Source organism: Desulfofundulus salinus (assembly GCF_003627965.1).
GTDB classification, from domain to species: domain Bacteria; phylum Bacillota; class Desulfotomaculia; order Desulfotomaculales; family Desulfovirgulaceae; genus Desulfofundulus; species Desulfofundulus salinus.
Map to the genome: position 1 here is coordinate 1,180,064 of NZ_RBWE01000001.1, position 19,032 is coordinate 1,199,095.

13 protein-coding genes are annotated in these 19,032 nt (G+C 55.7%); 12 read left to right on the forward strand and 1 reads right to left on the reverse strand.

Translation table 11 applies throughout. From position 1 onward, the window contains the following. The first annotated feature begins 98 nt into the window (after positions 1 to 98). The 11 genes from D7024_RS06075 (at position 99) to D7024_RS06130 (ending at position 14,443) form a co-directional block, all read left to right on the forward strand. On the forward strand, positions 99 to 2,912 hold the full coding sequence (locus D7024_RS06075; protein ID WP_165859294.1) for an S-layer homology domain-containing protein: 2,814 nt from the start codon (positions 99 to 101) through the stop codon (positions 2,910 to 2,912). A gap of 257 nt (positions 2,913 to 3,169) precedes the next feature. Further along, positions 3,170 to 3,943 carry a DUF4430 domain-containing protein gene (locus D7024_RS06080; RefSeq protein ID WP_165859295.1) on the forward strand — a complete coding sequence of 258 codons (774 nt, stop codon included), beginning with the start codon at positions 3,170 to 3,172 and terminating at the stop codon, positions 3,941 to 3,943. 12 nt (positions 3,944 to 3,955) lie between these two features. Further along, positions 3,956 to 4,885 carry an energy-coupling factor transporter transmembrane component T gene (locus D7024_RS06085; RefSeq protein WP_121450993.1) on the forward strand — a complete coding sequence of 310 codons (930 nt, stop codon included), beginning with the start codon at positions 3,956 to 3,958 and terminating at the stop codon, positions 4,883 to 4,885. Continuing rightward, positions 4,849 to 6,603, forward strand: a complete 1,755-nt coding sequence (locus tag D7024_RS06090; protein ID WP_243113711.1) for an ABC transporter ATP-binding protein — start codon at positions 4,849 to 4,851, stop codon at positions 6,601 to 6,603. The genes D7024_RS06085 and D7024_RS06090 overlap by 37 nt, the downstream gene beginning before the upstream one ends. Further along, positions 6,570 to 7,193, forward strand: coding sequence for an ECF transporter S component (locus D7024_RS06095; protein ID WP_121450995.1), 624 nt, complete (start codon positions 6,570 to 6,572; stop codon positions 7,191 to 7,193). Before D7024_RS06090 ends, D7024_RS06095 begins: the two co-directional genes overlap by 34 nt. A gap of 269 nt (positions 7,194 to 7,462) precedes the next feature. Then, the gene (locus tag D7024_RS06100) at positions 7,463 to 8,755 is read left to right on the forward strand and encodes an outer membrane protein assembly factor BamB family protein (protein WP_125185632.1); all 1,293 of its coding nucleotides are present in this window, start codon (positions 7,463 to 7,465) and stop codon (positions 8,753 to 8,755) included. 444 nt (positions 8,756 to 9,199) lie between these two features. Then, entirely contained in the window at positions 9,200 to 9,634 is a 435-nt protein-coding gene (locus D7024_RS06110) for a DUF3842 family protein (protein WP_121450998.1), read from the forward strand. Between the two features lie 34 nt (positions 9,635 to 9,668). After that, complete coding sequence (locus D7024_RS06115; RefSeq protein WP_121450999.1) at positions 9,669 to 11,705, forward strand: putative cobaltochelatase; 2,037 nt, start codon at positions 9,669 to 9,671, stop codon at positions 11,703 to 11,705. 27 nt (positions 11,706 to 11,732) lie between these two features. Continuing rightward, positions 11,733 to 12,800, forward strand: coding sequence for a magnesium chelatase ATPase subunit I (bchI, locus tag D7024_RS06120; RefSeq protein WP_121451000.1), 1,068 nt, complete (start codon positions 11,733 to 11,735; stop codon positions 12,798 to 12,800). 70 nt (positions 12,801 to 12,870) lie between these two features. After that, complete coding sequence (locus D7024_RS06125; RefSeq protein WP_121451001.1) at positions 12,871 to 13,710, forward strand: ABC transporter ATP-binding protein; 840 nt, start codon at positions 12,871 to 12,873, stop codon at positions 13,708 to 13,710. Beyond that, on the forward strand, positions 13,703 to 14,443 hold the full coding sequence (locus tag D7024_RS06130; protein ID WP_013823280.1) for an ABC transporter permease: 741 nt from the start codon (positions 13,703 to 13,705) through the stop codon (positions 14,441 to 14,443). Before D7024_RS06125 ends, D7024_RS06130 begins: the two co-directional genes overlap by 8 nt. Positions 14,444 to 14,473: 30 nt before the next feature. Here the strand turns inward: D7024_RS06130 and D7024_RS06135 are convergent, their stop codons facing one another. Further along, on the reverse strand, positions 14,474 to 14,707 hold the full coding sequence (locus tag D7024_RS06135) for a hypothetical protein (protein WP_121451002.1): 234 nt from the start codon (positions 14,705 to 14,707) through the stop codon (positions 14,474 to 14,476). Between the two features lie 325 nt (positions 14,708 to 15,032). Here D7024_RS06135 and cobN point away from each other — a divergent pair, with 325 nt between their 5' ends. Continuing rightward, positions 15,033 to 18,926 carry a cobaltochelatase subunit CobN gene (gene cobN, locus D7024_RS06140; protein WP_121452486.1) on the forward strand — a complete coding sequence of 1,298 codons (3,894 nt, stop codon included), beginning with the start codon at positions 15,033 to 15,035 and terminating at the stop codon, positions 18,924 to 18,926. Positions 18,927 to 19,032: the final 106 nt, after the last annotated feature.

The following is a 19,032-nucleotide window of genomic DNA, read 5'->3' on the forward strand; positions in this document are numbered from 1 at the left end:
GAAAGGCAAAAGAAGGAATTTGTTCCTGCGGGGGACAAGCTGCCATGGTGGAATTTTACAAGGCTCTGCATGAGAAACATCGTAAGGGGGTCAGGAAGTTGTATAATCATAAAAGGATGATTAAAAAGCTGAGTTTGTTACTGGTTTTAGTCATGGCCGTAACCATGCTGACACCGGTGGTAAATGCCGGCGCCAGCGGGATGCCGGCCTCACCGGCCAACAATGCCGTGCAGTTTCTGTACAACGAATACATCCAGAAAGGAATCAATAATTCGGAGTATGGGGTCGGCTCCTACGCCCTGTATGTATTGAAGCAAGCCGGGGTGGATGTCAGTTCCTGGGAGTACAACGGTGAAAATCTCAATGATGCGGTTGTAAAAGCTGTCTACAGCGATATTTCACAGCCGGATAAGGTTCCGGCCAAGATCCTGGCCCAGGACCTGCTGGCCGTTCAGGCGCTGGGGCGAAGCGATCTGACCGATCAGCTTGTGGAGATCTTGAAAGACAGACAGACGGAGAACGGCTTTGATACGGGAACTTACAGCCTTTTCAGCAACCTGCCGGCCTTTGACCTGCTGGGCCGGGCGGGGTTTATGAGTGTTGTTAATGCGGTATACGCGAAGGAGTACATTTTAAGCCAGCAACTTACCGTCAACGAAGAGGTATATGGGAGCTGGGGCGGGAGCTGGACCGACAAAGATGGCACCCATTATTTTGCCGACTTCATGGCCACGGCCCAGGCGGTGAGGGCACTTTACTACCTGGACCCGGAAGGAAAGGATGCTGATATTCAGGCCGCCATCAGCAAGGGCCTGGCCTGGATGCAGAAGCAGCAGCAGGCCGATGGTAGCTTTGTGGCCGGATGGGACGACCCGGCCATTGACACCGCTGAAGTGGTTGTGACCTTAAAGGTACTGGAAAGGGATCCAGCTGATTGGAAGACCAGTGACGGAAAAACGGCCGTTGATTATCTGATGAATAATGTCCTCAATCCGGATGGTAGTTTCGGCACCTCAAAGAACGCCATGGATGCCATCTGGGTGCTTAGTGCCTGTAATTCACTGGAGATACAGCCTACCGTCTGGCGTTTTTACCTTGACCCTTCAACCAACACTTTGAATATAGGCGCCCAGCAACAATTCCGGGCCGTCTGGCAGGACGCCTGCGGCCAGTCTGACGTAACGCAGTGGGCCATCTGGTCCGTGGCCGACAGCAGCATTGCCAGCGTTGATGACAGTGTTTATGGTCTGGTCAAAGCGATAAAGGCCGGCCAGACGGTGGTGAAGGCCGTATACAACGGGCTTACGGCTTGGGCTGCCCTGACCGTGAAATCTGCGGCTGGAGGCGGCGGGACCGCTACAGCGGTAACGGTGGGAATGGCCGTCGTAGGAATGAACAACGAGCTCTTATTTGGCCCTTCTTACGTCACGGTGACCAAAGACAATCAATGGGGCCTCACCGCCCTGGGCGCCCTGGATGCATCGGGCGTTCCCTACCATACCTCCACGTGGTCCTGGGGCATTCTGGTAGATGAAATTGCCGGGCAGGCCAACAGCGGCATGGCCGGCTGGATGTATACGGTGAACGGGCAGGTTCCCTCCTATGGTCCCGAAAAGTACAACATTAAAGAGGGCGACAGGATTATCTTCTATTACAGCAAGAGCATGGACCAGCAGCCCCCCAAATGGGACGACCTGATGAAGCAGGTTTCTGCCGGGAATATTCAAACGGGCAATCTGCCCGCTCCGGTGAGCGATTCCACCTTAAATGCGGCCATCGAGGATGCCGGTTCTGCCGGCCGGGTCGTTCTGCAGGCGGAAGATAATCAAACTGTTCTGGCTCTGACGGTGGACCAGCTGGCTAAAATAACCGGTGTCAATAAACCGCTGGCCGTTACCGTTCAGGGCGTGCAGTTTATACTCTCGGTGGACAGCCTGAAAGTGCCGGAACTAACGGCTGCCGGTATGGCTCAGTTGCAGGTTAAGGCCCAAAAGTTGAGCAGTACCGAAGCCCATGAACTGGTCAAGCCTGTTGCCGGCGAACTTAAACTGGTGGGCGATGTCTATGAGCTGGACGTGCTGGCGGTGAAGAAAGACGGCACGGTGCAAAAGATCGGGCAGTTCCCCGACTGCCGGGTGCTGCTGCCGGTACCCGCTGAAGCCAGGGAAGCGGCGGCGACCGGCCGGGTGAAAGTATATCGCTATGATGAAAGCGAAAAGACCTGGGACGAAGTGGGCGGAACCTATGACCCGGCGGCAGGTGGCTTGGCTTTTAAAGCCGATCATTTCAGCAAGTACGCCTTGATGGAAACCACCGCCCCGCCTGCAGTAAAAACCTTTGCCGACATTGCCGGGCACTGGGCGCAGAAGGAGATCGAAATTATGGCCACGAAAGGGTTCGTGGCTGGTGTAGGCGACAACAAATTTGCACCGGAAGCCACCGTTACCCGGGCCGAATTTGCCGCCATCCTGGCCCGTATGGCCGGCCTGACGGCCGATCCGGACGGGGCAAAGCGCTTCAATGACGTGCCGCAAAACGCCTGGTACTGCGGCATGGTGGGTGCGGCGGCGAAAGCAGGATTGGTGCGGGGAACCGGCGAACACAGTTTTGCACCAAATGAGCCCATCACCCGGGAGCAAATGGCGGCCATGATGGTGCGGTTAATGGCCCGGGAAGGACAGGATATGGGTATTGGTGAGGCCGATGCGGCCAGAATACTGGCCGGCTTTGAAGATGCTGCCTCTATTTCTCCCTGGGCGCGAAACTCTGTAGCCCTGGTGGTACGGGAGCAGGTCATGAAGGGCCGGGCGCAGGCCCGGTTCATCCCTGCAGGCAATACCACCCGGGCGGAAGCTACTGTAGTGTTGTACCGGGTGTGGCAGAAGTTACAGCCGTCTGCTCAAAACAAGTAACAGAAAAGATAAAACCTCCATTCTGCATTTAGCAGAAATTAGGGCATGGAAGAACGGGCGGTGGTCGTTCCGGAGCCCAGGAGCGACGGAGGACGACTGCCGCCCGGGTGATTTGGCAGCAGTACCTTTTAAGGATGCCGGGTGAACCAGGAGCATGCTGCCGGCCGCGTGCCGCCCTTGTGCGGGAGCGGATGCCGTTCCGCTCCCTCGGGCGCTACAGCATGAAATGCTTACTTCTGTTTACATGGGGTGATTCCATGAAGCGCAAACTCATTTATGTTACTGGTCTGCTGGTGATTCTGGCCGGGGTGCTGGGCCCAGCCCTTTACATGCACAAAGTTTTCAGCTCTCAGCAGCAATACCGGCAGGCTTATAGCAACCAGGTAACCGACAGCCAGACAACTAACTACAGTGCAACCGAACAGGAAAATGCTCCTGCGCAGAGCCAGCCCGCCGCCGGTTCCGGTCAACCTTCTGCCGGAATAAGTACAACCCGGCCTTCCGGCGAATCAACACCAAGCCCGTCACCTGCGGCCAAAGAAAAAGCCGGGGCGGCTGGCGGCGGCCAGAGCAAGCAGTCTACCGCTGCTTCCCGGCAGAGTACGGCTTCTGGCGGGCCGGATGAAAGTGCTTCTTCTGGTGAGCCGGCTAAAAATGCTTCTGCTGCGCCGGAGAGTGAAGCCGCATGCAGGGTCTGGGTGGCCGTCATCGGGAAAAATGATGAGTTCCTTTTCAGACCGGCGCAGGTTACAGTTAAACCGGACAACAAGTGGGGGATTACCGCCCTGGGCGCCCTGGATGCCACCGGTCTTCCCTACGCCATGAAACCGGCCTGGCCCGATTTTGTGGATTCCATTGGCGGCCAGGCCTGCAGCGGTATGGCCGGGTGGATGTATTCGGTAAACGGTGAGGTGCCCATGCACATGGCCAGCAAGCACCCGGTAAAAACGGGGGACAAAGTAATCTGGTGGTACAGCAGGAGCATGGACCAGCCACCTCCCCGGTGGGAAGACCTGGTAAGCAAAAAGTAAAGGGGTGCCGGGATGTTTGACAGGCTTTTTTACCGGGAAAAGGGGCTTTTCCTGCAGAGCTTTCACCCGGCCACGGTCCTGGTTTATCTTCTGGTGCTCCTCATCCTGAGCCTGATCTATGATCATCCCCTGTATCTGCTGGCGCTCTTTCTCCTGCTTGCCCTCCTGATCAGGGAAGTGGACGGCCTGGATGCCTGGGAGGGATTTTTAAAAGCAGGGGTCTTTTTAATGCTGGTGGTGATGATGGTCAACCCCCTGGTGATCCGGGCCGGCAAAACCATTATCTGGCACGGTCCTGCAGTTCCCTTTCTGGGGAAGCTGGACATATCCATGGAGGCACTTTATTTCGGCGCCGCTTCCAGCCTGAGGCTTCTGGTCATCATCAGCATTTTTTGCCTATATAACCTGATGATCAACCCGGACAGGGTGTTGAATCTTTTTTCCAGAATAGCCGGTAAATCAGTCCTGGTGATGACCCTGGCCACGCGGCTGTTTCCCACCATGGTCAGGGACCTGCAGAGGATCAGGGAAGTGCAGCAGCTGCGGGGCGTCGACTTTGACACGGGCAGCCTGTGGCAGCGGGCAAAGAAATACTCCGGTTTATATAACGTGCTGCTTTTATCCTCCCTGGAGGGCGCCATGGAGATTGCCGAGTCCATGCAGGCCAGGGCCTTTGGCAGCGGCAGGCGTTCCGTGTACAGCCGGAATATCCTCAGGCCCCGGGATCTCTTCTGTCTCGGCAGCAGCCTGCTGGCTCTGCTGGCGGCAGTATGGGGGTTGCGTTACGGCTACGGCCGGTACAGCTTTTACCCGGAGGCGGACTTTCTTATTAAAGACGGCACGACTCTGGCGGTCCTTTTCATTGTGTTATTTTACCTGTCAGTACCGCTTATCCTGAGCAAGGGGTGGAAGCATTGCCGCTTTTTAAAGTCGAAAATCTGACCTATTACTATCCCGGAACGGAAAAACCCGCCCTGAAAAATATCAGCCTGGAAATCCGGGAAGGAGAGTTTCTCCTTGTTACAGGCGGTTCCGGTTCGGGCAAATCCACCCTGGCCAGGGTGCTGGCGGGCCTGATCCCTGATTTTTACGGGGGGCGTATCGGGGGCAAGGTTTTTTTCAGGGGTAGAGAGATCCGGACGCTGGACCGCCGCAAACTGGCCCGGGAAGTGGGCATGGTCTTTCAGGATCCGGAAAAGCAAATTGTACAGAGCTGTGTGGAGGCGGAAATAGCCTTTGGCCTGGAAAACCTGGGGTTACCACCTGACGAGATGTCGCGCCGGGTTGCCGAAGTGGTCAGTTTCATGAATCTATCCCCGGTTCAGGATGCCTTTACGGCCAATCTCTCCGGCGGCCAGAAACAGAAGCTGGCGCTGGCTTCCGTGCTGGCCATGCAGCCCCGTGTGCTTATTCTTGACGAACCTACCTCTCAACTGGACCCCGTCTCGGCGGAAGAAATCCTGAATGTGGTGAAAAGGCTTAATGAAGAAATGGGCTTTACGGTAATCATGGTTGAGCAGAGGCTGGAAAGATGTTTTCATTTAGCAGACCGGGTGCTGCTCATGGCCGGGGGCGAAATTATCTGCCACAGCAGTGCCGCCGAGGGAGCCCGGGAAGCAGTCAGAAGGGGACTTCCTTTTGTGCCGTCTGTGGCCAGGTTTTTTGCCTGCCTCAACTCGCCGGTTGTACCCGTTACGGTAAAGGAAGGGCGGGAACTCTTACAGTCTTACCTGAAAGGAAATATAGCCGTTACGAAACCAGATGTTCCCCGCCGTAACCATAATTCTAATATAAAAGAGCATGAGAAAAATAGCATTATCAGCTTGAAAAATGTATGGTTTGGTTATCCGGGCGGTCAAGAGGTTTTAAAAGATATCAGTCTTGATATAAAAGAAGGGGAATTTGTAGCCATCCTGGGGGAAAACGGCGCCGGTAAATCGACCCTGCTCAAGATCATGGTGGGTTTGCTCAGACCTGGCCGGGGCAGGGTTTATGTGCAGGGAAAAGAGGTAGGCCGGAATGGTTTTAAAGAGATCAGAAAGTTTACCGCCTACTTATCCCAGAACCCTAACGACTATCTCTTCCAGGAGACGGTGGAAGATGAGCTGCTTTTCACCATGCGTAATTTCGGCTTAAAAGACCGGGGGCAGGTGGAGGAAATCCTGCACAGACTGCAACTGGAGCCCTACCGCCGGCGAAATCCACGGGACCTGAGCAGCGGGGAAAGGCAGAGGGTGGCTTTAGCTTCCGTTCTGGTTACCGACCCCGGTTTGATCATTTTAGATGAACCCACCAGGGGGGTTGATTTGGGTTTAAAGTCGGAACTGGGACATTTTCTGCAAGAGGAGGCCGCAAAGGGCAAAACGGTAATCGTGGTGACCCACGATGTGGAGTTTGCGGCCGAGTTTGCCGGAAGAGTGGTGATGATGTTTGCGGGAAGGATTGTCGCCGACGGGGAAAAGCACGCGGTGTTGGGAAGATCTGTATTTTATTCTCCGCAGATCAGCAAGTTGTGCCGGGGCATTTGCGATGGAGTGCTCACCTTTGCCGAAGCGCAGGAACAGCTTGGGCCGCTTCTGGCCGCTAAACCGGCCGTCTTAATCAAAAGCACGGGAGAGAAGGCCATATGGGGACGAGCTGGGGGCTGTACACCACATTGACCGGCATTCTTGCCGTTTTATTGCTTTTGTCCGCCATGGAGAAAAAAGGAGCGCTGGACTCCCGGCAGGTATCGGTTATTGCCGTCCTGGCCGCCCTCTGTGCGGCCGGCCGGGCGGTGACGGGAGTGGGTCTTTTATTTCTGCAGCCCACCATGTTTCTGGTGGAGATAACGGGATTTGTCTATGGTGCGCGGGTCGGCTTCTTTACAGGGGCCATGACCCCTTTGATTTCCAACTTCTTTATGGGGCAGGGATCCTGGACGCCCTGGCAGATGCTCTGCTGGGGGCTGGTGGGTGTTTCCGGAGCGGTGGTCAAAGCCCTGTTCCCACAGGCGGGAAACAAAACCCTGACCGCAGTCTGCTTCCTCTGGGGCTACCTTTACGGGGCCATCATGGATGTCTGGCAGTGGACCGTCTTTATGCGCCCCCTGACCTGGCAGACTTATCTGCTCACCTGGGCGGCGGGTTTTAGCTTCGATTCCCTGCGGGCTGCCGGCAATCTTTTCTTCTGTGCCGCCCTGGGGCACCAGACCTTGAAGATTCTGCAATATTTCCATAAGAAGATGAACATACAATATCTGGAAAGGTGATAAGGAGAAGAATCCGCATACATCCTTGAGAGCTGAGCCGCCCAGCACTCACTGAAAAAGCTATACTGGAAAGGCCTGCACTTACTATCTTGCCATAGCAGGCTTGGAATGAGCATCTTTGCCGGTGAGCGCTGGGTTGCCGGGTGCTGTTACCGGCGTGTGCCTGCGTCATTCGCTCCGGACAGTGCATCCTTGTTATAACGGATTGCCAAATATTTACATGTTTTAGAGAAGGAGGGCAGAATGCTTTGTTTATGAGAAGGCCGTTTTTGTTTTTGCTGATCTTACTGCCCTTTTGCCTGGCCGCTGCAGGATTAATTTTTCCCGGGCAGGTAGAAGCAGCTCCCGGGCGGGCTCCGGCGGTAGAGTGGGCCTTTTCCCCGGGTAAGGGTGAGGCCCGCTGTGTGGCCCAGACCGGGGACGGAGGATATGTTTGCACCGGCTGGATCGAGTCCAGGGAAGGGGGTTCTGACGTTTTCCTTGCCCGGATGGACCGTAAAGGGAACAGGCTGTGGCAAAAAGTATTCAAGGGCAATGGCTACAGCTGCGGGTACTGTGTAAAAGAAGTCCGCGGCGGCGGTTTTATCATTGTTGGGGATACAAAATCCAAAAACGGCTATGACCACGATGTTTATGTGGTGCGGACGGATGAAAAGGGCGAGCCCTTGTGGGAACGTAACTTCGGCGGCCGGTATTGTGACTATGCCTGGTCCGTGCAGCAGACAAAAGACGGTGGCTTCATCCTGGCCGGGGGTACGGAGTCCTTTGGCGCGGGTATATATGACGTCTACCTGATCAAACTGGATTCTTCCGGTAAGAAGCTCTGGGAAAAAACATACGGCGGTAAGGGTTCCGATTGCGGTTATGCCGTGCTGGAGATGGGTGACGGCGGTTATCTCATTGCAGGTAATGCTGAATCCTTTGGTAACGGAAATCCCGACGTATACCTCCTGCGAACGGACGGAAACGGGCAGGTGATCTGGCAGAAGACATACGGCGGCAAGGGGTCGGATTACGGCTGGTCTCTGGCTCCATCCCGTGACGGCGGCTATGTGATTGCCGGCGAGAAGGAGATTACCGGCGGGCAGGGCGGGATTCTGGCGCCTTACCTGGTCCGGGTTGACTCTGATGGAAATTTGCTCTGGGAAAAGACGTACGGGGGCCAAAGCGCCGGTTCGGCTTATGCCGTCCGCAAGACCGGGGATGGCGGGTATATCCTGGCGGGTAAAAAAGAATCCGCCGGGGGCGGCTACGATACCTGGGTGGTGAAAACAGACAAAAACGGCGATCCTGTCTGGGAGAAGACCATCGCCGGCGCCGGATGCAACAGCGGCTACAGCATCCTGCAGTCAAAAGACGGCGGGTATGTTGTGGCGGGGAGAAAGGGGATGGAAAAAGGTGCCGGGAGTGAGATTTTGTTACTGAAATTAGAGGGGACCGGAACATTGAATACTCCCTTATTGCTGTTCACCGGTGCAGGAGCCGCCATTGCCGGCCTGGCTTTGATTTTTACCCTGAAAAGGAGGGGAGCAAAATTGGGGATAAAAAATTTGCAAGGGTAGCAGGAACTTTGAACTTGATGGCGAACAACTTTTATGAAATTAATGGGCGGCAGAAGCCGCCTGGCTTCAGGGACCATTTAGGGATCACTATTCGGCAATTGAATTCAAAGTTTAGAGTACTGGCAACCATGAAGGTGCTGTTTTCCTCCAGGGAGGAGGGCAGGCTTTCATGGTTTTCTTATTTTTGCCTGCCCGGGGCAGGCAGTGCGGCATCAGCCGCGGTTTAACTGCGGGGGTCCTGAGCTAAACCTTGGCGTTAGCTTTTAACCCTAACCTGTTTGCCGGATGGGATCCCCGGTAAACGGGTCCGACCCCTTCCCAACGAGTATGCAGTGGTCTGGTCAACCCTGCATGCTGGACCTCCTTTCGTCCTGGCATGTGGGGACTGGTCACCCCCACATGCCCCCACTTCTTTTTTTAAAATTTGGAGGAGCAGCAAAAGACATGCGTATAGCAGTAATTGACGGGCAGGGCGGGGGCATTGGCCGGGTCATCGTGGAAAAGTTGCGGAAGGCCCTGCCAAAGGACGATGTGGAAATCATCGCCCTGGGTACCAACGCCATGGCGGCGGCATTGATGCTCAAGGCAGGGGCCAACGATGCAGCCAGCGGCGAAAATGCCGTTATTTACAATGCGGATAAGGTGGACATTATTGTGGGCACCATTGCCGTGCTGATGCCCCACAGTATGCTGGGGGAATTCACCCCGGCCATGGCCGAAGCGGTGGCGAAGAGCCCTGCGAGAAAGATTCTTTTGCACCTGAATCGTTCCAATGTAGAGATAGTGGGGGTAGTTGCCGAGCCGCTACCCCATTTGATTGATTTTCTGGTAGAACGGGTGAAGACTATAATGGCTGCCAGGTGCGCGGGAAAGGGTTAAAGCCGCTGTTTATTTTCACATGGGGGGTCCATTTATGTCGGTTTTTCAGCGGGTAACATACCCTTTTACGGCCATTGTCGGCCAGGAAAAAATGAAAAAAGGGTTAATCTTGAATGCGATTAACCCCCGCCTGGGGGGAATCATCATCCGCGGGCAAAAGGGTACGGCCAAGTCCACCGCCGTGCGGGCATTGGCTGCCCTGTTGCCGGAAATTGAAGTGGTGGTAGGGTGTCCCTTTAACTGCGATCCCAATGACCTTGCTCGCCTTTGTTCCGGGTGTAGAGAACGGTTGGCGGCCGGCCGGAAGCTGGAAAGAACCAGCCGCCGGGTACAGGTCATTGATCTGCCTGTTTCGGCCACCGAGGACCGGGTGGTGGGCAGCCTGGACTTTGAATACGCCATTAAGCACGGCCGGCCCCGTTTTGAGCCGGGGGTGCTTGCCCGGGCCAACCGGGGGATCATCTACGTTGATGAGGTCAACTTGCTGGATGATCATATTGTGGATGTTTTACTGGATGCGGCGGCTATGGGCGTGAATGTGGTGGAAAGGGAAGGCATCTCATACTCCCACCCGGCGGAGTTTGTCCTGGTGGGCACCATGAACCCGGAGGAGGGAGAACTGCGGCCCCAGCTGCTGGACCGTTTTGGCCTTTGTGTGCAAATTGAGGGGGTGGACGACCCGGAGCAACGGGTGGAAATCATCCGCCGCCGGGAGGCCTTTGATGCGGATCCAATGGGTTTTTTGGCCTGCTGGGCGCCTGAAGAACAAAGGTTAAGGGAGAAAATCATTGCCGCCCGCGCTATGCTCCCCCGGGTTACCATCCCGGAGAATCTGTTACACCTGGCTGCCCGTTTGAGCATGGAAGCCCTGGCGGCCGGGCACCGGGCCGACATTGTCATGGCCGCTGCTGCCCGGACTATTGCCGCCTTCGACGGCCGGATAGAGGTAACCGAAAATGACATCCTGGAAGCGGCAGAGCTGGTTCTTCCACACCGGGCGAGGGAAGCTCCTCCACCGCCTCAGGAGCAGCCGGAACCGCCTCAAGAGGAACCGGAACCGCCGCAAGAGGAAGATCATCAGGAACAAAACCCGGAACAAAGCGAAGAGGCCCCGGCCGGGGAGTCTTTTGAAGATAGCCGGTCGGCAGAACAACAGGAATCGCGGGACCAGGAGCCGTCCACACAGGATCATGAGCCGGATCAGGCTTCCGCTCCTCCCGCAGTTGCGCAGGATGTGGTCTTTGCTGTGGGGCAGCCCTTTCCGGTCCGGCGCATTACTTATGACCGGGACCGTCTGTTGCGCAAAGGCTCCGGGCGCCGTTCCCGCACCAGGACGGCCACCCGGGCCGGGCGATATGTGCGCAGTACCATGCAGCGCAAAAACAACGATCTGGCCTTTGATGCCACCTTAAGGGCGGCGGCCCCCTATCAGGTTTATCGAGAAAAGAATGGCCTGGCTGTGGCGCTCACACCGGCAGACATCCGGGAAAAAGTGCGGGAAAAGCGCATCGGGAACTTTTTGCTTTTCGTCGTAGATGCAAGCGGCTCCATGGGGGCGCAGCAACGTATGGTGGAAACCAAGGGTGCGATTCTCTCCCTTTTGATGGATGCCTATCAGAAGCGGGATAAAATCGGTCTGGTGGCCTTTAAGGGGGATACGGCAGAAGTTTTGCTGCCGCCCACCGGTAGCGTGGAGATGGGTTATAAGCTGCTGGAAGAACTGCCCACCGGCGGGAAGACCCCGCTTTCCGCCGGTCTGCTCAAGGCTTATGAGGTAGCCAGGGCCCACCTGTACAAGGACCCAAACATATCGCCTCTCTTGATTCTTATCTCCGATGGGCGGGCGAATGTTAGCATGGGTCAGGATAGGCCTCAGGTTGAGGTCCGCCGCGTGGCAGAGATAATCCGGGAAGAAGAGCGAATTAAAACTTTAGTCATCGATGTAGAAAAAGATGGTTTTATTACCTTTGGCCTGGCCCGGGAGCTGGCTTTTGCCCTGGGGGCTGAATATTACAAAATAGATGATTTAAAGGCAGATACTCTGGTACAGGCAGTGCGAGAAATAATTTAAGAATTCTAAAATACAGGAGATGGGAAGATGAAATATATCTACCCTTTTTCAGCCATTGTCGGGCAGGAGGAAATGAAAAAAGGCTTGTTGTTAAATGCCGTTAACCCCAAACTATCTGGTATTCTCATCCGGGGTGAAAAGGGCACCGCCAAATCCACCGCCGTACGGGCTCTGGCAGCATTATTACCGGAGATTGATGTGGTTGCCGACTGCCCCTTTAGCTGTGACCCCGATGATATCACCACCATGTGTATGGACTGCCGGCAACGCCTTGCCGCGGGCGAGGAACTGCCCCGGGCCAGGCGAAAAATGCGGGTGGTGGACCTGCCCGTATCTGCCACTGAAGACCGGGTGGTGGGGACGCTGGACATTGAGCAGGCCATCAAAAAAGGAGAAAAGCACTTCGAACCGGGTGTTCTGGCCCAGGCCAACCGGGGTATTCTTTATGTGGATGAGGTAAACCTTTTAGACGATCACGTGGTGGATGTGTTGCTGGATTCCGCAGCTATGGGAGTAAACACTGTGGAGCGGGAAGGGGTTTCCTTCACCCACCCGGCACAATTTATTCTGGTGGGCACCATGAATCCGGAGGAAGGTGAACTGAGACCCCAGTTGCTGGACCGTTTCGGCCTTTGTGTACATATCACCGGTATTATGGACCCGGAGCTGCGGGTGGAGGTGATCAGGCGCCGGGCTGCTTTTGAAGAAGATCCCGAAGGGTTTACCAGGCAGTGGGAGGGGGAAGAAGAAAAGTTACGCCGGCAAATCGTGGCGGCTAAAAAACTGCTGCCGGAAGTAGAAATCCCGGAGGAAATGCTTTATCTGATCGCAAAGATAGCCATTGAAATGGGTGTGGACGGCCACCGGGCCGATCTGGTGATGATGAAGGCGGCCAGGACCATGGCCGCCCTGGCCGGCCGTACCGAGGTTACCCGCGATGATGTGCACAGTTCGGTGAACCTTGCCCTGCTCCACCGCATGCGCCGCAAGCCTTTCCAGGAAATGGATATTGACCGGGAGAAGCTACAGGTGATCATGGGCGGACAAAAGGCACGCCATGCTCACGATTATCACCACGGCCACAGCCACCGGTAATATGACGACGCGTGCAGGGAGGGTGTGGCCGGTTTTTACGTGCAGTGACATTGAGCCGGAGGTTTGCAGAGTGATTGAGCTTCGCCAGTTGACCAAACATTACGGAAACATTGTCGCCGTGGATGGCCTGGACCTGCATATTGAGAAAGGGGAGATCTTCGCCCTGCTCGGTCCCAACGGTGCCGGTAAGACTACCACTATAAGGATGCTGACCATGCTCACCAAACCTACCGGCGGCGCGGCCTTAATTAACGGCTATGACGTTATGCGGGATCTGGACAGGGTGAAAAAGGAAATCGGCGTGGTGCCCCAGCATATGAACCTGGACCAGGAGTTGACCGCCCGGGAAAACCTGGAACTGCACGGGCGCCTGCACAGGATTCCTGCTTCCCGCCGGCGGGAGAGAATCGAGGAACTCCTCGACTACGTGGAACTCCGGGAGCGGGCAGGGGATCTGGTGAGCAAATTTTCCGGCGGCATGAAGCGCCGGCTGATGATTGCCCGGGCATTGATGCACAACCCAAAAGTTCTTTTCTTAGACGAACCTACCGTGGGTCTTGACCCCCAGACCCGCCGCAAGATCTGGGACTTAATCCGGCGGATGAACAGTGAAGGCATGACTGTCCTTTTAACCACCCATTACATTGAAGAAGCAGAAGTACTCTGCCACCGTGTGGGCATTATGGATAAAGGCCGGTTGATTGCCCTGGGGACACCCCGGGAATTAAAGCAAAAGGTAGGAGAAGTGGTGGTGGAATCTTTTGGAGGTAAGGATACCGGTTATAAACTTTTTCCCAGCCGTGATAGGGCCCTGGCCTATGCCGGCCAGCTGGATGGAAATGTTTTAATCCGGGAATCCAACCTGGAAGATGTTTTCGTCGAGCTAACCGGGCGTAAGGTGGGTGATTGAGATCGATTTCTACACCGTATTCTGGCGGGAAATGGTGGTTTTCAGGCGCACCTTTGTTAAATTCTTTGCTTCCCGGCTGGTCAGCCCCCTTTTATATCTGGTGGCCTTTGGCTGGGGGCTGGGCCGGGGGATTCAAATGAATGGGGGCAACTATCTGGAATTTGTAGTGCCCGGGATTATCGCTCTTTCGGCCATGAATACCAGCTTTAACGCCGTGGGCGTTTCCCTGAATATGAGCCGCCTGTACCACAAAACCTTAGAGGAATACCTGATTGCTCCCATCGGCGCCGGTGCTTTTGTGCTGGGCAAAGTGCTGGCGGGCACCGTGCGCGGGCTGGTTGCTTCTCTGATCATTCTGGCACTGGCTTTTGTGTTTGGAGCCCACCTTGCTATAAATGGGTGGTTTTTCCTGGTGGTCATCCTCACCTGTTTTCTCTTTGCCGCCCTGGGGGTGGTAGCGGCCATGACCATCAACTCCCACGAGGATATGGCCAACTTTTCTACTTTTGTTATTTTGCCCATGTCCTTTCTGTGCGGTACCTTCTTTTCCCCCGACCGCCTGCCCGGGGCCGTAGCGTATATAATAGAGGTGCTACCCTTAACTCACTCCAGCCATGCCTTACGTGCCCTGGCCCGCGGGGACGGGCTTCTGCCCGTATCCCTGGCAGTGCTGGTGGGGTACGCGGCAGTGTTGTTTGTTGCTGGCGTAATGGTGGTGAAGAGGGTCAGGTAAAAAAAGGGGGAGCTGTATGGACTCCCTCATTTAATGCAGGTGGAGCGATTTAATTTCCTGTAGCAATTTTTCGCCGTCGCTTATATGTGCCTGCAGATGACTGATGCGGCCCGGATCGGCATTTGTGCGTTGCAGGTCTTCCAGTTCCAGGCGGTGCGCGGCCAGCGAACCTTCCACTTCCCGGTACATTTCCATGGCCCGTTCGAAGGTTAAACCCTTTTGTCTTTCTTCTTCAAAACGGTGTTTGATGCTGGAACAGCTCATTTGCATATCCTCCTTAAAGTATTTTTATCCTGAAGTTTGCCTCACCCTGCGGGAAAAGATACCTGAAAAATTTTAATTAGTAAAATTTTTATTTCGGGAGGAATTTTTCACTTTGCGTAGAATATTTCCACCATAAGTGGAATAGAGGGAAACTAAGCCAGTATTATTACAAAGGCGACCGGAGTCGCCACCTCGTGACATTTTCAAATAATAACCACTTTTAAAGCTTAATATTTTAAGTAATAAGCCACGAAGGCGGAACTTTCCTTTACGAAGGAGGGTTAATGTCTTCGTGGCTTTTATTTTATGGACGGGGGGTGGTTTCATGAAAAAAATTGCCGCTGTAATGTGGCATAGCCACACCACTACCATGCGGCGGGCCGCAGAGCTGGTCAGGGACGAGCTGGAGGTTAAGGTTTACTCGGCCCGCTTTTTAGATGAAGGTAAAGAAGACCTGGCTTTAGCTTTGGATGACCTGGCTCGTGCCGACCTGGTGTTTCTTTACCGTTCCATGGCCGAAAGCATCTGGAGTGAGCTGGAGAGGGCGGTAAAAGAACTGGGCAAACCGGTAGTCTGTGTGGCCCATGACCCGGCTTTGTGGGTCCTTTCCACGGTGGGGCCCGATGTGGTTTCCAGATGCTACACATATATAGTTCAGGGCGGTAAAGAAAACTTTGCCCACATGCTCCGGTATCTGGCTGTCGAAGTTCTGGGTGAACGGCTGGAGTACAGCGAGCCGCTTACCTTCCCCTGGGAGGGTATTTACCACCCGGCCGCTTCTGGTTGTTTCGCTACGGTAGAAGATTATCTGTCCTGGTACGAGACATACCTCAGTCAAGCCGGTTGGCCCCAATCATTGGTCGCTTCCGCTCCCACCGTGGGCCTGCTCCTTGCCCGCAACAACTGGGTAAACGGCAACCTGGCTGTAGAGGACTTATTAATTCGCCTGATGGAAGAAAAAGGATTAAAGGTAATTCCTGCTTTTTGTTATTCCCTGAAAGATGCCGAATTGGGCACCAGGGGTTCCGGAGAAGTGGTCAGGGAGTATTTCTTCGACTCCGGGGGACGGTCCCGGATCAGCGCTTTGGTTAAGTTGATCTCCTTCTTTTTGGAAGCCCGCACCAGAACCGATGACTTCCTGCGCGAGGACGTGGCCTCCTCAGGAGTAAGTCTTTTAAAGCAGTTGGGCGTACCCGTTTTTCAGCCGGTAACATCTTTTTACCGCACGGTCGAGGAGTGGGCTGCAGATCCCCAGGGCTTAAACCGGGACATCTCCTGGTGCATAGCTCTGCCCGAGTTTGAGGGGGTTATTGAGCCGATTTTCATTGCCGGAGCCAGGCGGGAAGGGGAACTGGAAATCCGCGTTCCGGTGGAAGAGCGCTGCCGGCACCTGGTGGACCGGGTGGCCAGATGGGTTGGGTTGGCGCAAAAGCCGGTGCAGGAGCGAAAAGTGGCGTTTATCCTGCACAACAACCCATGTGCCTCAGTGGAAGCCACGGTGGGCGGTGGGGCCAACCTGGACACCCTGGAGAGCGTGGCCAGGATTTTGCGCCGTATGAAGGAAGCGGGTTATTCCGTGGAAGTTCCTGCCAGCGGCAAAGAGTTAATTGACACCATTATGAACCGGAAGGCCATTTCGGAATTCCGCTGGACTACCACCGATGAAATTATCAGCAAGGGCGGGGCGTTAAAGCTCATGTCCGTGGAAGAGTACCGGCAGTGGTTTGATCATTTATCTCTGCGGGTGAAGGAACGGCTTACTGAAGCCTGGGGTGCCCCGCCTGGAGAAGCCAAAAACGGCGTACCCGCGGCCATGGTCCACGAGGGGAAAATCGTCATTACCGGAGTTCAATATGGCAACGCTGTGGTATGCGTGCAGCCGAAGCGGGGCTGTGCCGGTGCCCGCTGCGACGGGCAGGTCTGTAAAATCCTGCACGACCCGGACATCCCGCCGCCGCACCAGTACCTGGCCACTTACCGCTACCTGGAGCGGGACTTTGGCGTGGACGTAATCGTTCATGTGGGCACCCACGGCAACCTGGAATTTCTGCCCGGCAAAGGCGTGGGACTCTCCGGCGAGTGTTACCCGGATTTAGCCATCGGATCCATCCCTCACCTTTACATCTACAACGCGGATAACCCGCCGGAGGGCACCATTGCCAAAAGGAGGAGCTATGCCACCCTGGTGGACCACATGCAGACGGTGATGACCGGGGGTGGTCTCTACGACGAGCTGGCCGAGCTGGAGCGCTTCCTGGAGGAGTACGAAAAGGCCAAAATAGCCGATCCGGCCCGGGCCCATACTCTGGAGCATTTAATTATTGAAGAAATCAAAAAGACCAACCTGGACAAGCAAATTCCCGTGGAAGGCGGCCATGACAATTTTGCCGCCATTGCCGAAAAAGCCCACGCCGTGCTTTCCACCATCCGCAATACGCAGATCCAGGACGGGCAGCACATCTTCGGCGAGATACCGGAAGGAGAGCGGCGGGTGGAATTCATCAGCTCCATCCTGCGCTTTGACGCCGGGGAAAAGGTCTCTTTGCGTCGGGCCGTGGCCGGCCTCATGAATCTGGATCTGGCCGGGCTTTTGGCCGACCAGGGAAGGTTCTCGACTCGCTACGGAAAGTCCTATGGTGCCCTCATGGAAGAAATTGATGCTGCGGCTAAAGCCTTTATTGGCCGGTTCTTAAAGGGACAGGAAGTGGATCCGGGTTTTGCTCAGGAGGTCCTGGGGGATAAGTTTGTCCGCCCCGGGGCTTTGCCGGAAGTAAACGCCCTTTTACCCCGGGTGCTGGATTTGAACGAGCGCATTGAAGGTTCTAAGGAGATCGAATCGCTGCTTTCCGGTTTTGACGGCCGGTATATCCCCGCCGGGCCCTCCGGGCTGATCACCCGCGGCAGGGACGATATACTGCCTACTGGCCGCAACTTTTATTCCCTGGACCCCCACCGGGTGCCCACCCGGGCGGCCTGGGAAGTGGGCAAGCGCCTGGCGGAAAAAATTCTGGAAAAACACCTGGCTGAGGAAGGCCGCTATCCGGAGAACATTGCCCTTTACTGGATGTGCAACGACATCATGTGGGCCGACGGCGAGGGCCTGGGGCAGATGTTCTACCTTTTGGGTGTGAGGCCCCGGTGGCTGTCCAACGGTCGGGTGGCGGGTATCGAAGTAATCCCGCTGGAAGAACTGGGACGCCCCCGCATTGACCTGACCGTGCGGGTATCCGGCATTACCCGGGACAACTTCCCCAACTGCGTGGAGCTTTTAGATGAGGCCATTCAGACCGTGGCCGCCCTGGACGAGCCGCCGGAGCAGAACTACGTCCGCAAGCACACCCTGGCCCAGCTGGACGGGCAGAACGACCCGCAGGCCTGGCGGGACGCCACTTTACGCATCTTTGCCTCGAAGCCCGGCACCTACATGGCCGGGGTAAACCTGGCCGTTTACGCTTCGGCCTGGAAAGAGGAAAGGGATCTGGCCGATATCTTTATCTACTGGAACGGCTACGCCTACGGCAAGGGCGTCTTTGGCAAGGAGGCCTTCCGCCAGTTGCAGGCCAGCCTGAAGACGGTGGATGTAACCTACAACAAGGTGGTTACCGACGAGTACGACCTCTTTGGTTGCTGTTGCTACTTCGGCACCCACGGCGGGATGACTGCCGCTGCCCGGGTGGCCTCCGGCAGGGAGGTGCGGACGTACTACGGCGACACGCGGGAACCGGAGCACGTGGAGGTCCGTACACTGGCCGACGAGATCCGGCGGGTGGTCCGGACGAAGCTTTTGAACCCGAAGTGGATCGAGGGGCAGAAGCGGCACGGTTATAAAGGCGCCGGGGACATTTCTAAACGTATTGGCCGGGTCTACGGCTGGGAAGCCACCACGCAGGAGGTCGACGACTGGATCTTCGACGACATCACCAGAACCTTTATCCTGGACGAAGAAAACCGCCGTTTCTTTGAAGAACACAACCCCTGGGCGCTGGAAGAAATCGCCCGCCGGTTGCTGGAGGCCCACCAGCGCGGCCTGTGGAATGCCGATCCCGAAGTGCTGGAAGGATTGAAAGAACACTACCTGGAGATCGAGGGCTGGCTGGAGGAAAGAATGGGCGACATCAAGGGCGACTTCCAGGGCGGCGCCATCGACATCCTCACCGCCGAGGAGGTGGCCGACTGGGGCGCCAAGATGCGGGAGATAAAGGCGAAGCTAGGCGGGTAGCCAACGTGGTGGACCGTAAAGAATCATGCGACGGAGGGTCTTTAATGCCAGGGATTAAAAAAGTTGTACTTCTTTTCTTATGTCTGGTGTTTCTTTTTGCCCTGTC

What these genes read in the sequence shown, in the direction of transcription:
- cobN (WP_121452486.1), top strand. Translation starts at nt 15,033, where the DNA reads ATGAAAAAAATTGCCGCTGTAATGTGGCATAGCCACACCACTACCATG.
- bchI (WP_121451000.1), top strand. Translation starts at nt 11,733, where the DNA reads ATGAAATATATCTACCCTTTTTCAGCCATTGTCGGGCAGGAGGAAATG.
- D7024_RS06095 (WP_121450995.1), top strand. Translation starts at nt 6,570, where the DNA reads ATGGGGACGAGCTGGGGGCTGTACACCACATTGACCGGCATTCTTGCC.
- D7024_RS06135 (WP_121451002.1), bottom strand. Translation starts at nt 14,707, where the DNA reads ATGAGCTGTTCCAGCATCAAACACCGTTTTGAAGAAGAAAGACAAAAG.
- D7024_RS06110 (WP_121450998.1), top strand. Translation starts at nt 9,200, where the DNA reads ATGCGTATAGCAGTAATTGACGGGCAGGGCGGGGGCATTGGCCGGGTC.
- D7024_RS06085 (WP_121450993.1), top strand. Translation starts at nt 3,956, where the DNA reads ATGTTTGACAGGCTTTTTTACCGGGAAAAGGGGCTTTTCCTGCAGAGC.
- D7024_RS06115 (WP_121450999.1), top strand. Translation starts at nt 9,669, where the DNA reads ATGTCGGTTTTTCAGCGGGTAACATACCCTTTTACGGCCATTGTCGGC.
- D7024_RS06080 (WP_165859295.1), top strand. Translation starts at nt 3,170, where the DNA reads ATGAAGCGCAAACTCATTTATGTTACTGGTCTGCTGGTGATTCTGGCC.